Consider the following 15,658-nt stretch of genomic DNA (forward strand, 5'->3'; position numbering starts at 1 on the left):
AACTTAGCCACTAAGGCACAAAGACACTAAGATATTCAGATATTAAAAGAAAAAAGTCGAGAGTGCAATATTTTTGAGTTAAACGGTGGAGATAATGTCATTTTTACGGTAAATTATTTGTTCTATTATTTTTTTGGAATAACAATTATGACTAAAGAGCAGCTTGAACAATTTAAGAAATGGTTTTACGAGTACGTGGCGACCTTTTACGGCAATGACGAACTGGTAAATTATAATATTAAACTCAAGGAAGAGCATACGCGCAGAGTTTGTGCCGATGCAATGATAATCGCCGACGAACTCGAGATGAATCAGCAGCAAAAATTAATCGCTGAAACAATTGCTTTATTTCACGATGTCGGCAGGTTCGAGCAGTTTATAAAATACCGTTCGTACAATGATGTCGGCACCGAGAATCATAGCCTGCTTGGTTTGAAGATTCTTGCCGATAAAAAAATTCTCGGCGGGCTCGATAAAAAAGAAAAGGAAATTATAGAAACAGCAATCAGGTTCCACGGCGAAAAAGATTTGCCCGGCGGACTGGGCGGCGAAACAGAGCTTTTCGCAAAACTAATTCGCGATACAGACAAACTCGACATCTATTATGTGATAATAAGCAGGCTGGAGGATTTTCTCAAAAATCCCGAAAAGGCTATGGCTACTTTTGGGTTTTATAAAAAAGACGGATATTCGGAAAATATTATCGAGGCAATCATCACGAATCACACGGTCGGCTATGAGAATATTAAATCAATCAACGATATGTTAATTGTGATGCTCGGCTGGGTAACAGACATAAATTTTGCCGTTACGTTTAAAGAAATTAAGAAACGCGGACTTTTTGAACAGATAATATCTTTCCTGCCCGATACAGAAGATATTCATAAAGTTGCAAAACATGTACAGAGGCATCGTGATATGAAAATAGCCGGCGGTCAGTAAAAAACAATCAAAGGCTGATTGCTTCGATAAGCATATCTTTATAATCATCCCACAGTTTTTTAGAGGATAATTTTAAATCTTCCTCGGAAAGCTCAATGGTGATTATCGGAATATTAAGCGTAATGCCGGCATAAGAACCGAAAGAGCCGGGCCGGGAGCCTAATTTGCGAACAGGCAATTTGCACTTCGACGCCAATCGTTCAGCTAATTTTTCTGCAGTACCATCGTAATCAATGCAGCCCAGCGAGTCGTGGAACGTGATTATATTATTCGGCCTGAATGTGTTGATAATTTTATAGAGGCTCCAGCTTTCCGGTTCGCTGAGCGCAAAGATGCCGTTTGTCTGGTCATTAATTCTATTGGCCGAAGGAAAATTTCTGTTAAGGTCGACTTTGTTTGCATTGCAGCGTGTTTTTTTGGCAAAACCGTCCGGGTTGACAAGTGGAATAATAATAATTGTTTTATCGCAGAATAAATTCCTGTTTTCTTTAAGATAACCGCAGAAACGCTTCAGCAGTAAAGCCCCTGCCTGTTCATCGCCGTGGATTGAAGCGATTAACAACGTGCTATTCGGACCATCACCGAATTTTGTATATCGAATTGTTTTGCCTTTAACCGAAGTGCCGAAAATATAATTTTTGACCGGAGCGGAACATTTGATTGTCAATTTGTCTGCCTGCGGCCTGATAGAGGCGCAGCCGCCGACAAATAACGCCGCAGTTGATATATAAAGAAGAAAAATTTTTATATTATATTTCATAAGTGTCAGGCAAAAGGGAATCTTTCTTTTTCAGATATTTCAAAAAATCTTGCAGGCGATTCCGGCATACCGGTTTTTGCGCTTAGATAGGCCGCCTCGATAAGAGCCATCGTCGCAAGGTCGAGACGGGGGCCGCTCCGCAGCTTGTATTTATCCGGTTCAAGAACCGCCCTGCCGAAATCAATGAACATTTCCGTTATGCACTTTTCGCTGTTGAGCGGATATTTGTGTTCGGCCGTTAAAGTATCGCTGCTGTCATAGACGGCGAGCCGATTGGGCGTTATCACAATATTGTTTTGATCGCCGTAGATTCTCAGCGGCGCCACTGTCGCGACGCCGGTTTGTTTTGCGGCGAGGAGCGTTCCTATCAGGCCGTTTTTAAAAACAAGCGAAGCTGTTACGGTATCTTCGCCGAAATATTGTTTCGCCTTTTTGTCCGAGCTTTGATTTGTTATCAGTGCGTAAATCTGCTCCGGCAAAGAAAATTTTTCGATAACAATATTGAGCAGCTCGAAACAATCGTTAAGCAGCACTCCCCCGCCGGCAAGTTTACTGTCAGCCTGTGTGCAGGAAGCGATGGGCTGAAAAAAATCGCTGCCGAACGATGCGCAAATATTAATAAAGTAATACTGCTTTCGGTCGATCGTCCGCAGGTAATCGCCAAGACGCTCGAAACCGGGAGCGAAACGCGACGGTATCGCGGTAACGTAATTTACATTATTTTTTTCGGCGAGATTTATCAGTTCGGCGGCCTGGTCGAAATTCGACGCTGTCGGGATGAGCTTGATAATATGGCATTTTTTATTTATCGCGGCCTTGATGAAATCGACGCATTTATAAACAGGCTCTGCGACGATAAGCACCTCCGGCTGGTTCTGCAGAATAAACTGCCGGTAATCGTCGAAAGCCGTGCAGTTATATTTTTGCGAGACCCGCGATGCGTTTGTTAAATTACTGTCGGCAATCGAGACGATTTCATACAAACCTGTCGCGCAGGCCAGTTCGAGCAGAGTCTCTGTCCCGGCATTTAAACCCAGGCAGGCGGTTTTAAGTTTGCCTGTATTCATATAAAGCTGTTCCATCAGCGGACAAATTAAAATAGCGATTTCGGAGGAATAATAAAATGCTCAGGCACACGGAACTGCGAACACAACAGCAGCGATTCCCTGCCGACCTGCGCGATAACTTCTTCGTTATCTATATTCTCGGCAACTTTGGTTATAAGAGAAGCGATTATTTTCATCTGCTCTTCTTTCATTCCTCTTGTTGTAATCGCAGGTGTGCCGATGCGAAGGCCATTTGGATTAAACGGTTTTGCCGGGTCGCCGGGGATTGTATTGTAATTCGTTTCTATTCTCGCCCTGTCGAGAGCCTTTGCGAGTTTCTTGCCGGGAATGCCTTTGCTGCGAAGGTCGATAAGTATAAGATGATTATCTGTACCGCCGCTGAACAAAGTGAAACCTTTTTCCATAAGAGATTCTGAAAGAACTTTTGCGTTTTTGATAATCTGCTTTGCGTAAGCGACGAACTCTGCGGTATCGGCTTCATGAAGAGCAACCGCAAGAGCGCTTATCGTGTGCATGTGCGGGCCGCCCTGCAGTCCCGGAAACACAGCTTTGTCAATCGCTTCGGCCAGCGATGCTTTACACATAAGCATTCCGCCGCGAGGACCGCGTAAAGTTTTGTGGGTTGTCGTGGAAACAATATCGGCATAAGGCACAGGACTTTGATGAAGCCCTGCCACTACAAGGCCACTGATGTGCGCTATGTCGCTTAAATGATATGCTCCGACATTTTTTGCGATTTCGCCGAATGTTTTGAAATCTATTTTTCGCGGATACGCACTTGCACCGGTGATGATAATTTTCGGTTTGTGTTTTTTGGCGAGGTCTTCGATTTTATTGAAATCGAACTGCCCTGTCTGTGGGTCAACTTCATAACTTACCGAATTAAAAACTTTGCTGGTGAAGTTGACTTTCCAGCCATGACTCAAATGACCGCCGAAAGGAAGCGCAAGACCCATAATCGTATCACCCACTGCGGCAACGGCGCTGTATGCCGCGAAATTCGCGACTGCGCCGGAATGAGACTGAACATTTACATGGTCGGCCTTGAAAAGTTTCTTCGCCCTTTCGATGGCGATTGACTCTACAAGGTCGGTTATCTGCTGACCTTCATAATAGCGTTTGCCCGGATAACCTTCGGCGTATTTATTTGTTAAACAGCTTCCGGTAGCTGCCATAACTGCTTTAGAGACATAGTTTTCCGATGGAATCAGGCGTATGCAGGCACTTTGGCGGGCACCTTCCTGACGCAGCAATTCATACATTTGAGGGTCATATTGTTCAAGTGCAGTAATCATATAAATAACTCCATTTCAAAAAAAGTAATATGCCGAAAAGTTTAACAGAACATCGGGCAGAGGTCTAATAATTTTTGTTTGCCCCTGTCATAAACAAAACATTATTTACCTTTAATTCATCACTGAACCCGTGTTTGCTCCGGACCAATGCAGGACCTCTTGAGTCCGCCTAAATCGATTATGATTTTATCGAATACCATACCGGTATCAATCATCCAGAGTTTCAGCGTATGTTTTCCCGGTTTGTCTATATAATGTTTTGTAATATTTTCAGAAACGTTTCGCCGGACATTTTCAGCCCATTGGGTGCTATTCGCAGCATGGCCGATATCTATACCCTGACACGGCTCCTGGTCAATGGAAACTCCATAAAACGTCCCTCTGAAATTGTTAATCGCAAAAACAGGCAGAACAAAGGAATGTATCTCAACGATGCCGCTATTATATATATAAATATCGTATTCAAGATGCGGTGACTGCTCAGACCGGGGGCTTATCGGAGAGGCCGTTACCGGCAGCATTGTAACCGATTTCCCGGTTACTCCGAGGCCATTGATAGTTGCCCAGGAAATACCGTTTGATTCTACTTTTCGACTATAGTTTGCAGCGTAAATAGAAATGACCCCATCGTTCTCAACGAATGTACCTTTTAATTCTTCTTTGGCCGGTGAGGCGGGATTAAAGCAATTCACGAAAACTGTTTCTTCGCTGCCTGCGCCCTGAATCCGGATTGCACCTCTCAGATTCTCCTGCTTCGGAACAGCGGACCAGTCAATGCTTACGAAAATACGCTCTTCAGTCGCAACATCTCCTTCGGACCTGCTCAATTTAATCCACTTCTGATCCGGCACGGCTTTCCAGTTGAATGGCGTTTTCCCTTTATTAAAAATCTCGATGAAATATTTGCTGTCACTAATGGGATTAAAACAAGGCAATACATAAGTATAGTCGATTCCCCTGTTCGGTGTAAAGTTCTGTACAAAAATACCCATCTTGCTTTCCTGGGGAACCTCAATAGTTTCAAGCGGAGGCATATTATAATAGACAGATATTCTGGTCTGCTCCCAGGCCATCATATGTTTCCATTTTCCATCGAGCAGTTCATTGTATTGTTTTGTAATATCCTTGATTTTGTCGTAGCAGTACCTGGCCTGTTCTGCAATATCATTTGTGCCGCTTCTGCCCTGCCCTGCATACCATCTGTTTTTCTGGGCCAGCAGAATCTTGCGATTCATATAATTACCTGCGACAACCGGATAATAGACCAATTGAAAACAAGCAGGCTTTAAACGGGCCGGCATTTTTTCGTAGAGCTGTGTCGCCTTATCGCTGATAGCTGCAAATCGCTCAAGCCGTCTTTCCGCTTCACGATAATTGATAAAGCTGTATTCGGTATCTTCCCATCGCGCCACATTAGAGTGAAAACCAAATTCGCTGCCGAACCCCATAAACTCCGGCTTCCTCTCATATCCGAGAGCATAAAATTCTTTCATAATAGCTGTCATCTCATCGGAGTATTCCCTGCCGAAAACCGACCCCAGCCATGACGAAAGATGCGATGAAATATTGCTGTGGTCCACCATATTAACATCCCACGCCAAATCGAGAAAGAAGCTTGTACCATATTCGGCCGGCTTGATATCCCCGACATTAACTATCCATATGCGCCGAGAATCAAAACTGTAGGCTTTCGTCATCTCCTCCCACATTAGAGCAGGCGCAGTTGAAAACAGCCACAGGTAATCGTGAGGGTTGCCAAGATAGGAAAAATGATAATAGACCCCGCTGCCGCCTGGGCGTTTGCTCTCCAGCGGATTGCTTAAACGACGGATATATCCGAAATTATCATCCACCCATATTAACGCAACATCTTCGGGAACCTTAAGTCCGTTATCGTAAAGCGTCAGAACTTCTTTATATGGAATAAACACCTGTGGGATTTCTGTAATTTTTTTGTCTATGTGTGCGGTTAAAATTTTTCTCTCATCGGCAAAGACCTTCTCCATCAAAACAATTTTTTCTTCCAAACTCAGATTGCCGATAATTCCACTATCGTGAATGCCGCGTATGCCGATGGTGTACAAATTTTCAAATTGGCCGTTTTCTGAAACGCGCTTATCCAATGCCTTGCAGATATTTTCTTTGTTCGTATCATACCGCCACTCCCCCATCGCTGCTGTATCCCACTCTGAAGCATTATTAAACAACAACGGCTCGCAATGGGCCGAACCCATAACGATCGCATAATCATCGGCGACTTTTTTATTATCCGGATAATAATTAAATGGTTTCGTACAGCTATGCATCGCAGGCCAGCAGTGGTTTGCCTTCAATCTCAACAGAAGCTCAAAAATTTTCTCATAAGTTCTGGGACCTATGTCTCCAAGATTAGGGTCAAATGTTTTCGATGCCCAGGGCTTCAATCCCCAATCTTCATCATTGAGAAATATTCCGCGATACCGTACCGAAGGAGGCCCTTCGGTATAAAATCCTTTTTTGATTATCAGGTTTTCTTTTTTATCGACAGGAACATCTGCCCACCAATACCAGGGAGATACTCCTATTTGCTTGGACAACTCAAAAATGCCGTAAGCGGTCCCCCGCCGATCGCTGCCGAAAATAATTAACGCTGAATCGATATTTGGAAAAGGCTTTTCAACAATTGCCAAACCGTAAGTTTCCCATCGCCCCGCGATGCCGGCCGTATTGATTTTCCCTTCTTTGATTAACTTGTCTATTAGATTGTTATGCCCGATAGTTCCTGCAATCACAGCGATGCCTTTGATTTGTCCCAAATCGGTACAGACTGCGGGCATCACGCCGGTAACATTTTTAATATCTTCAGCAAGATAACTGGCCGAAATTTCAACGACCTTATAATCATTTTGATCATAACAAATGCCTGCTGAGATTTTGTTATAGACAAGTTTAAAATCCCCCTGCTGATATTCCTGCTTAACAAAGTCAGCAGCCTTTGCATTCAAAAAACAACAACTCGCAAGCAAAAAAAACGCTGCTGCTTTAGTCATTTTCATTTTCAACCTTCATTCCATATAAAAATAAATAATTCGTTGAGCAGTTTAACGAAAGATTTTCTCGCGGTCTAATAATTTTTGCTCACCCCCCTGCCATTTAATTTTGCAATATTGTTAGTTAATATTACAACAAAATTAAACAATGAAACAAAAAAGATTTGTAGGGATATTTTTTTGTTTTAATTATCTCTTTCATTTTTTTATTTTTTTGCAACATAGGAAAAAATGTTTCACGTAAAACATCCACTTTCTGCATCGTTGCCGATTTAGCGTTTTCCCATTTTTAAAAAATTGGAAAATAAAAATTTACAGCACGCTTTTATTTCTAAATTTTTTACTACTCTGTTTTTCAGACTGCTTTCTTTAATTATCATGAAAAAGCCGGTTAACTCTGTATTGTTTCACGTGGAACAGCCAGCTTTTGCCAAAGGCTGCAAACTGGCGAGTCGGCGGACAAGTTCTCCTGATTCTAAAAGATTTTCGATGAAAATAGGCTTTGGCAAACTATTTTTCAAAGTTTTTTATGGAAAAGCCATGATATATCTGTTAAAAATTCTCCCATAGTTCTTATCAGATACCTTTAACGCCATTAAAAGAAGGAGCGAATATGACGCCAAAAAGCAAGGAAAAGCCAAAACATCTCGGCAGGGGGCTTGAATCTCTTTTAGGTCCTATAACCAATGCCGCACAGGAAAGCATAGACACTCCTATGTCTCCGGAAGTTCCTAACTATATACCAGACAATGAGTTACAGAAAAACTTTGCTGAATTAAGTCTTGATGATATAGCACCTAATCCTTATCAACCAAGACAAGCCTGGAACGACCAGCAGCTTCGTGAACTTTCCGACTCCATTAAGGAAAACGGAATAATCCAGCCAATAATAGTCAGGCGGAAGGGGACTAAATACGAGATTGTGGCTGGAGAAAGGCGGTTTAGGGCGGCAGAGATGGCAGGGCTGACAAAGATTCCCGCGATGGTAAGAACAACCGATGATTCTGAAATGTTGGCTCTCGCGCTGATAGAAAATATTCAGCGGGCGGATTTGAACCCGATTGAAAAGGCAAAGGCGTATCAAAATTTTATGGAGACCTTCAGCCTGACCCAGGAACTGGCCGCACAGAAACTCGGGCAGGACCGTTCGGCTGTCGCCAATTATGTTCGGCTGCTGAATCTGCCGACGGAAGTAAAACAGATGCTCGTCGACGGCTCACTGGATATGGGACATGCGAGAGCAATACTTGCGCTGCCGACAGATGAGCTGCGAAGAAAACTCGCTCACCGCGCATTGGCAGGGCGGCTCAGCGTCAGAGAAGTCGAGAGACTTGTCAGACTTGCCCTGAGTGAAAAAGACGAGAAGAAACAAAAACAGATTTTTGAAAAGCCTGCGCATATAAAAGACCTCGAAGAAAAAATCCGCAGCAGGCTCGGCACAAAGGTAAATATCCAGGCTCATAAGAGCGGCCAACGGGGTAAAATTGTAATCGAGTTTTATTCGCTCGATGAATTCGACAGCATCGCACAAATGCTCGGCGTAAACTCTGATTAAATTCAGTTGAAAATATCAGTCGCTAACTAAATATAACTTGTTAATTACGAAGGGAATCAGATATGACTAAAGAATATTTTCCGAAGATTGGTAAAATTAAATTTGAGGGACCGAAATCAAAAAATCCGCTTTCATTTAAACAATATAATCCAAATGAAAAAATTCTCGGCAAGACGATGGAACATCATCTTCGTTTTGCTGTTTGCTATTGGCATACGCTCAAAGGGCTCGGCGGTGACCAGTTTGGCCTAAGTACTATTTCACGCAATTATAATCAGGGCAGCAGCCCGATGGAAATCGCTGAGAATACGATGTATGCGGCATTCGAATTTTTCAGCAAGCTCGGCGTAAAGTATTGGTGCTTTCACGACAGGGACATCGCACCAGAAGGCGACAGTCTTTCCGAGAGCAATAAGAATCTCGATAGTATTGTCAAGATTGCAAAGAAGCTTCAAAAGAATACGGGCATAAAAACCTTGTGGGGCACAGCAAATTTATTCAGCAACAAAAGATTTATGGCAGGGGGAGCAACGAATCCTTCGCCCGATATTTTCGCTTATGCCGCCGCGCAGGTTAAAAAAGCGATGGAAGTTACAAAAGAGCTTGGCGGGGCAGGTTATGTTTTCTGGGGCGGCAGAGAAGGTTACGATATGCTGCTCAACACGGATATGAAACGCGAGCTTGACCACCTGGCGAAATTTTTCCATCTTGCGATTGATTATAAAAAGAAAATCGGATTCAAAGGTCCGTTCTATATCGAACCGAAACCGAAAGAACCGACAAAGCATCAGTACGATTTCGATGCGGGAAATTGTTTCGCGTTTCTGCAGAAGTACGACCTTGTAAAATATTTCAAACTGAACATCGAAGCCAACCACGCAACGCTTGCCGGCCATAGTTTTCAGCACGAGCTTCAATACTGCGTTGACAATAATATTCTCGGCTCGGTCGATGCCAACAGGGGCGATTTGCTTCTCGGTTGGGATACCGACCAGTTTCCAATGGATATTTATGAAACGGCTTTAGCGATGTATATCATTTTAAACGGCGGGGGGCTCACAACCGGAGGATTGAATTTTGACGCTCATGTTCGAAGGCAGTCGATTGCTCCGGAAGATTTGTTCTACGCCCACATTGGCGCGATGGATGCTTTTGCCCGTGGACTTAGAATTGCCGCCAAGATGATTAAGGATGGTAAAATAGGCAAGATGGTAAAAGCTCGATATGCCGGTTGGGACAAAGGTATCGGTAAAAAAATCGAAAAAGGGAAAGTAACATTCGGACAGTTAGAACAATATGCCCTTCAAAATGGCGAACCGAAACTCCAAAGCGGCAGACAGGAACTGCTCGAAAGTATATTGAATGAGTATATATGAAAAACAGGGTATAGGATTTAGGGTATAGAGTTTACGAAGGCCGGTTTTAAAACTGGCCTTTTTTATTGGTTTTTGGGCTGAAAACAGCGATTTTTAAGATTTTTTGAAAAATTTTCATTTTTCTATTGTATAAAGCCGACGTATAGTATATTAAGCAAGTAATACAGTAATACGAAAGGCTTAAAATTTAATGTTACTCGAAATTGACCATCATAGCGGCGTACCAATATACCAGCAGGTAATTCGCCAAATTCGTCAGCAGATAATAACCGGCGGTCTGACAGAAGGCGCCCAGCTCGAAACGGTTCGCGACCTTGCGGCCAGACTCAATGTTAATCCTATGACTGTCAGCAAGGCATATTCGTTTCTGGAAGCAGAAGGACTCGTCGAACGCAAAAGAGGTATCGGCCTTTTTGTAGTCAATGTAAAAAAAGACCAAATGGAGCAGATAAAGAACAGACTGCTGGACAGCATTGTAAACAAAGCGGCGGTAACCGCTATTCAACTCGGAATGTCGGAAGACGAGGCTTTGGAGTTTTTTAAAAAATGCTATAGAGAATACGATTCTGAAAATCGGAGATAAAAATGGAAAATGAAAATACAATAGTACAGGTTCGAGACCTGTCAAAAAAATTCGGAAAGATTCTGGCGCTCGATAAAATCGACCTTGATATCTCCCGCGGACAAATCATCGGTCTTCTCGGCGCAAACGGCGCCGGCAAAAGCACATTACTGCGGCATATAATCGGTTTGTATCTTGCCGATGAAGGCCAGTGTAAAACTTTTGGAACTAACGCCGAGAAACTTTCTCCAATCGAACTTGGAAAAATCGGATACGTTCATCAGGAAGGCGAACTTCTCGGCTGGATGACGGCAGGGCAGTTGATTCGTTATGTCAGCGCATATTATAAAAACTGGAATCACGAGCTTGAGGAAAAATATATCGCCGATTTCGGCATTTCCATAAAAACCAAAGTTGGAACTCTATCGCCCGGCCAGCGGCAGCAGCTCGCGATTTTGCTCGCGATTGGTTTTGAGCCGGAGCTTCTAATTCTCGATGAGCCCGCTTCCGGGCTTGACCCGATTGCAAGAAGTCAATTTCTCGATTTACTCCTGCAGATAATCCAGGATGAAAAACACACCATAATTATTTCATCGCACATTTTAAGCGATGTTGAAAAGGTAATTGACCATACTTTGATTATGCGCCAGGGTAAAATTCTTCGCGATTGCAGTTTCGACCGGCTGCAGGAAGAATTTTTACGTTTTACAATCACTTCCCTAAACGGCCCGCTGCCCGCGAATTTGCCATTTGAAAATATTATAAGCTGCCAAAGAGATAATGATAAAGCGGTGATAACCGTGCAGAATAATACGGAAGAACAATTGCGCGATGCGGCAAAAAAACTCAATTCTGAAATTCAAGTCAGAATGCTGACGCTGGAAGATTTGTATAAAATCGTAGTTAACCAGAAATAAAGGTTGATTAAAATGAATACTTTACAGACAAACCTTAAACATTTATATCAAAGAAAAAGGTTTTTACTGCTCTACCTGTCTTTAGCTTTATTCATTTTTTTAATTGTTAAATCGATTGCAGGGGCAGAAAAATTCTGCTTTTGGGCGGTCGGGGTCTGGATGTTTTCCCTGGGGTCTCTTATGGCTACACTGCCGGTAGATGTCCTGACCAAACCTTTTTCTTATTGTCTGCCGAGGCACAACAGTATCCCGAGAAAATTTTTATTTTCCATCGGCATAGTAATCTCGTTTTTATGGTCGGTCGTTTTTCTGCTGTATCCGGCTGAAAATTTCACAAGGGTAATTTCAATCTGCATTTCGGCCTTTTTTATTTGTACGATTTTTTACTGGTTCGGCGCCTGGTTTGTCTTTCGTTTTAGAAGCTGGGGAAATATCGTCGGATTATTCGTACTGGTAATATACGGCGGCAGTTTGCTTGGTATTGATATTTTAATACGGCGTATTGTTATGCAAAACGCCCTTTTGGTAATCGTGTCAGGAATTCTCGCAAACGTAGCTGCTTTTATATATTGGGGCAGAGCCGGCATTGCAAGGCGGTATTGCGGCAGGATATGGATGGGCGCTTTCGATGCATGGGACAAGGAGAAACTGCTCAAATACAAGCAGACTATTCTGGCTGAAAAAGGCGACAAGGCTCATATATTTGTTTTGCCGAAAGTTGAGAAATTTTTTATCAATCGGATTTCCCAGTCAGGAGAAAATTTGAGCCGGTATATCTGGGGCGGGTTATATAAATCCTTTGCGGTTATGTTGTCCTGCCGAAACGACTGGATTCGATTCATAGTCGTTCTACTGCCAATACTGCTGGTTTTCGGCTATATGCAGCAGGGCGGCAATATAATTTTCCTTATGCCGGCTTTTGCTGCAGTATCCCTGAGCCTGCATACACACTCAACTTTATTGATTAGCGGCGGACGAAGAGAAAGATTCTGGACCGCCCTGATTTTGGGTACTGCTGCGGCCTTACTTATTACCGCATTTGTAACATTTGTGGCGTTAATAACATCATGGCTGGAGCCGATTATGCCGGTGCTGACATTAAAAGGGCAGCAATTCGGATTTAAAATGCTCAACGTAAATTTCTTCTTCCTGCCGTTATTTATGATTCCTGTCGCGCTTACTGTCGGACTAATCTTCTACGGAAAACCGATGATAGCGATGATTATTATGATGGCGGTATTTCAGTCGGTATTTATATTTTTAATTATCAAGCCAGGCAAAAACCAATTTATGCCCGGTCCTACACTGATAATAATTATTCTGCTGTGCAGTTGGGCGGTATTCGTATCGGTTTTGCGGTATATCTGTATGAAGTGCAGTCTTGTAAAATAAGTTTATAATGATAAAATATTAAACAGACCAATTTTTTAAGGAGAATCCAAAATGAAGCTTCAAAGAATGATTTCAGTTGTTATGTGTGTGGTTTTTCTGGCAGCGGCTGTTTGTCCGGCTGCGCAGGATAAAGTCGACCTGAAATTGCGTCTTAAGGCAGGAGCATCTCACGAAATGAAAATGACCCAGACGCAGGACATCGCCCAGACGATGAACGGTTCGGAAATGAAGATGAAACAGATGCATGAAATGGTTATGGGGATGGATGTCCTGAGCGTTGACGCTAACGGCGTTATGGACATCCGGATGACCTATAAGTCTATGAAAATGGCGATAGATGGTCCAATGGGACATATGGAGTCTGATTCCGCAAATCCAAAACCCGCCGACCCAAACAAGCCGCATGAAAAAATCATGAATGCCATGGCCTCGGTTATGGTAGGTTGTCAATTCGAGATGAAGGTTAAGCCTACGGGTGAGGCTTATGATGTTCGCGGCACAAAGGAAATGCTCGCAAAAGTAAAAGAAAAAATATCAAACGGTTCAGAAATGCGGGGAGTGGACAAATTTATCGACAAAATGTTCGATGAAAAGCAAATTAAGGAACTAACCGGAAATATGATGGGAGTTTTTCCGGCAGAGCCTGTGGCTGTCGGCGATACGTGGTACGACTCTAAAAGCATAAATTTCATTATGCCGATAGATGTCGATACAACTTATATGTTTAAGCAGTCTAAGGATGGTATTGCTTATATTGATACTGCCGCCAAAATGGACATGGGCGACAGTTCCAAGCTTCTCGAAATAGACCCGAACAACAAGATGTCTATGCAAATAGCCGGCACAATGAACGCAACAAGCGAAGTTGACGAAAAGACCGGCCTTACCCGCAAAAGTAATATGACGATGAATTTTTCGGGCATAGTAAAGATGGAAGCAAATGAGCAGATGCCGGATGGAATGACCATACCGATGACTATTAAGGGAGATATGGTTGTTGAATTGATTAAATAAGAAAAGAAATGCCCGAGTCAATAAAAACGGCCTTTGGAGATTTCCGAAGGCCGTTTGCTTTTAATCTACAGAGATGTTATTTCTTCTTTTTGGCGACTTTCTTTTTTGCGACTTTCTTTTTCGCAGCTTTCTTTTTACCAGCACTGCATCCGCAACTTGAACACATAACAATTCCTTTCATAAAATTGTATCTATTTTATATAACTATCGGTTATTTAAGACAAAATCTATAGCTTAATAGTTTATAAACCAGTTTTGCCGCTAAAAAGTCGGACGCTTTATTCTTCGGATTGGGACACAACTCGACAATATCGAATCCAACTACATTTTTCTTTTTCATCAATAACCTGAGAAAATCCAGAACCTGATACCAGCCCAGACCGCCCGGCTCAGGTGTGCCGGTGGCCGGCAGTATGGCGGGGTCGAAAGCGTCAAGGTCTATTGTCAAATAAACATTTTTGGTAAGTTTTTTCAGACATTTATCGAACCATTTATTGTTATCGTGGATATCTTGAGCCAGAAAAACATTATTTTTTTTGCGAATTGAGCTTCTTTCGCAGATATCTCCGCTTCTGATTCCGACCTGAACTATCGGTGCGATTTCTCTTGCCCTGGCCATTACGCAGGCGTGATTGTATTTCGTGCCGTGATATTCTTCCCGCAGGTCCGCGTGAGCGTCAAATTGAATAACCGAAACATTATCAAAAGACTCCACATGTGCCTGAATGGAAGCTGCGCTGATGGAATGTTCGCCGCCGAGCGTAACGACATATTTTTTATTTTTGATGTGCTGAAGAGTCCTGGCTTTTAATTCAGCGACCATTTTTTCAGCTGATTTTTTTTCTTTTATCGGCTTGTCCGTGAATATGCCCTGTTTATAAACCTCAGAATCGGTTTCGATATCGTAGGTTTCCATATTCGCCGAGGCTTCGATAATCGCATCAGGTCCTTTGTCGGCGCCTTTTATCCATGTGCTTGTGGCATCGAACGGGGCGGGCAGAATAACTATTTTTGCTTTATCGTAAGCACAGTATCTTTGCGGCAGGTCGCCAAAATTAGTTTGCTGTTTCATTTTTTTCCTGCAAATTAATCAAACAGGAACATTGCGATTGCAACGGTGGTAGTCCACACACCTTTTTGACCTCTTGCAGCCTGTGTGACGTTTGAAGTTCTTATGATAAGGCCCGTTGACTTATAAACCTGTTCCCTCTCGCTCCATGCGGTATTGGGGTCAACTTCCAAACCAAGTGTGGTGCCGAGCATTTCGGCTGCAAGGTCTTCCGCCATATCGCCGGCCTGTTTTTCGTTCATTCCGTTGCCATGCACTTCACTGAGGTAGCCCCAGTTATTTTTGTCCTTCGGCAAAGCCATTCCGACAGAAGTGGCGATGAGTCTGCCATGCTCGTTTGTGTCGCATCTGGCCATAACACAAAAAGTAATGGAGCCGGGAACAAGCTCTTTTAATCCGTTTTCCTTGCTGATGATTTTACACTTTGGAGGAAGAATCGAGGAAACCTGTACGAGATTTTGATTGGCAACGCCCGCCTGTCGAAGTGCTTCCTCAAAGGATTTTAACTGGTATCTGTGTCTTCCGACGCCTTTTGTCAGAAAAACTCTCGAGGGCACCATGCAATCAGTCGAAAAATTTGGCATTTCTAAAAATTCCTTTCAATTTATAAAACCGCAAAAAATAACATTAAGGAACATCGCCTACTTGATTTTGCGATTATATTATAAGAAGATAAGAAA

The 15,658-nt window shown here is 42.9% G+C and carries 13 protein-coding genes; 7 read left to right on the plus strand and 6 right to left on the minus strand.

What is annotated here, in order from left to right:
- Positions 1-147: 147 nt before the first annotated feature.
- Positions 148-942 (plus strand): HD domain-containing protein, encoded by a 795-nt coding sequence (locus tag WC496_05325; protein MFA5292439.1) that lies wholly within the window; start codon positions 148-150, stop codon positions 940-942.
- Positions 943-949: 7 nt separating this feature from the next.
- Here WC496_05325 and WC496_05330 read toward each other — a convergent pair whose 3' ends face one another.
- The 4 genes from WC496_05330 to WC496_05345 form a co-directional block, all read right to left on the minus strand.
- The gene (locus WC496_05330; GenBank protein MFA5292440.1) at positions 950-1,702 is read right to left on the minus strand and encodes a DUF2817 domain-containing protein; all 753 of its coding nucleotides are present in this window, start codon (positions 1,700-1,702) and stop codon (positions 950-952) included.
- 5 nt (positions 1,703-1,707) lie between these two features.
- The gene (locus WC496_05335) at positions 1,708-2,769 is read right to left on the minus strand and encodes a Gfo/Idh/MocA family oxidoreductase (protein ID MFA5292441.1); all 1,062 of its coding nucleotides are present in this window, start codon (positions 2,767-2,769) and stop codon (positions 1,708-1,710) included.
- 26 nt (positions 2,770-2,795) lie between these two features.
- The gene (gene glyA / locus WC496_05340) at positions 2,796-4,064 is read right to left on the minus strand and encodes a serine hydroxymethyltransferase (protein MFA5292442.1); all 1,269 of its coding nucleotides are present in this window, start codon (positions 4,062-4,064) and stop codon (positions 2,796-2,798) included.
- Positions 4,065-4,183: 119 nt separating this feature from the next.
- The gene (locus WC496_05345) at positions 4,184-7,099 is read right to left on the minus strand and encodes a glycosyl hydrolase 115 family protein (protein MFA5292443.1); all 2,916 of its coding nucleotides are present in this window, start codon (positions 7,097-7,099) and stop codon (positions 4,184-4,186) included.
- Between the two features lie 607 nt (positions 7,100-7,706).
- Here WC496_05345 and WC496_05350 point away from each other — a divergent pair.
- The 6 genes from WC496_05350 to WC496_05375 all read left to right on the plus strand — a co-directional run bounded on the left by WC496_05350 (position 7,707) and on the right by WC496_05375 (position 13,909).
- On the plus strand, positions 7,707-8,648 hold the full coding sequence (locus tag WC496_05350; GenBank protein MFA5292444.1) for a ParB/RepB/Spo0J family partition protein: 942 nt from the start codon (positions 7,707-7,709) through the stop codon (positions 8,646-8,648).
- Positions 8,649-8,710: 62 nt separating this feature from the next.
- Positions 8,711-10,024 carry a xylose isomerase gene (xylA, locus tag WC496_05355; protein MFA5292445.1) on the plus strand — a complete coding sequence of 438 codons (1,314 nt, stop codon included), beginning with the start codon at positions 8,711-8,713 and terminating at the stop codon, positions 10,022-10,024.
- Positions 10,025-10,214: 190 nt separating this feature from the next.
- Positions 10,215-10,607 carry a GntR family transcriptional regulator gene (locus WC496_05360; protein ID MFA5292446.1) on the plus strand — a complete coding sequence of 131 codons (393 nt, stop codon included), beginning with the start codon at positions 10,215-10,217 and terminating at the stop codon, positions 10,605-10,607.
- 2 nt (positions 10,608-10,609) lie between these two features.
- Positions 10,610-11,503 (plus strand): ABC transporter ATP-binding protein, encoded by an 894-nt coding sequence (locus WC496_05365; protein MFA5292447.1) that lies wholly within the window; start codon positions 10,610-10,612, stop codon positions 11,501-11,503.
- A gap of 180 nt (positions 11,504-11,683) precedes the next feature.
- Entirely contained in the window at positions 11,684-12,895 is a 1,212-nt protein-coding gene (locus tag WC496_05370; protein MFA5292448.1) for a hypothetical protein, read from the plus strand.
- 51 nt (positions 12,896-12,946) lie between these two features.
- A complete protein-coding gene (locus WC496_05375) occupies positions 12,947-13,909 on the plus strand; it encodes a DUF6263 family protein (protein MFA5292449.1) in 963 nt (320 codons plus the stop codon).
- 211 nt (positions 13,910-14,120) lie between these two features.
- On the opposite strand, the gene speB is transcribed toward WC496_05375, so the two are convergent.
- Complete coding sequence (gene speB / locus WC496_05380; protein ID MFA5292450.1) at positions 14,121-14,981, minus strand: agmatinase; 861 nt, start codon at positions 14,979-14,981, stop codon at positions 14,121-14,123.
- Positions 14,982-14,995: 14 nt separating this feature from the next.
- Positions 14,996-15,562, minus strand: coding sequence for an arginine decarboxylase, pyruvoyl-dependent (locus WC496_05385; GenBank protein ID MFA5292451.1), 567 nt, complete (start codon positions 15,560-15,562; stop codon positions 14,996-14,998).
- Positions 15,563-15,658 lie beyond the last annotated feature (96 nt).

This window comes from Phycisphaerae bacterium (assembly GCA_041652575.1).
Taxonomy (GTDB): domain Bacteria; phylum Planctomycetota; class Phycisphaerae; order Sedimentisphaerales; family UBA12454; genus UBA12454.

Coding starts and splice junctions, on each gene's coding strand:
- WC496_05325 (MFA5292439.1), top strand. CDS start 148: ATGACTAAAGAGCAGCTTGAACAATTTAAGAAATGGTTTTACGAGTAC.
- WC496_05330 (MFA5292440.1), bottom strand. CDS start 1,702: ATGAAATATAATATAAAAATTTTTCTTCTTTATATATCAACTGCGGCG.
- WC496_05335 (MFA5292441.1), bottom strand. CDS start 2,769: ATGAATACAGGCAAACTTAAAACCGCCTGCCTGGGTTTAAATGCCGGG.
- glyA (MFA5292442.1), bottom strand. CDS start 4,064: ATGATTACTGCACTTGAACAATATGACCCTCAAATGTATGAATTGCTG.
- WC496_05345 (MFA5292443.1), bottom strand. CDS start 7,099: ATGAAAATGACTAAAGCAGCAGCGTTTTTTTTGCTTGCGAGTTGTTGT.
- WC496_05350 (MFA5292444.1), top strand. CDS start 7,707: ATGACGCCAAAAAGCAAGGAAAAGCCAAAACATCTCGGCAGGGGGCTT.
- xylA (MFA5292445.1), top strand. CDS start 8,711: ATGACTAAAGAATATTTTCCGAAGATTGGTAAAATTAAATTTGAGGGA.
- WC496_05360 (MFA5292446.1), top strand. CDS start 10,215: ATGTTACTCGAAATTGACCATCATAGCGGCGTACCAATATACCAGCAG.
- WC496_05365 (MFA5292447.1), top strand. CDS start 10,610: ATGGAAAATGAAAATACAATAGTACAGGTTCGAGACCTGTCAAAAAAA.
- WC496_05370 (MFA5292448.1), top strand. CDS start 11,684: ATGGCTACACTGCCGGTAGATGTCCTGACCAAACCTTTTTCTTATTGT.
- WC496_05375 (MFA5292449.1), top strand. CDS start 12,947: ATGAAGCTTCAAAGAATGATTTCAGTTGTTATGTGTGTGGTTTTTCTG.
- speB (MFA5292450.1), bottom strand. CDS start 14,981: ATGAAACAGCAAACTAATTTTGGCGACCTGCCGCAAAGATACTGTGCT.
- WC496_05385 (MFA5292451.1), bottom strand. CDS start 15,562: ATGCCAAATTTTTCGACTGATTGCATGGTGCCCTCGAGAGTTTTTCTG.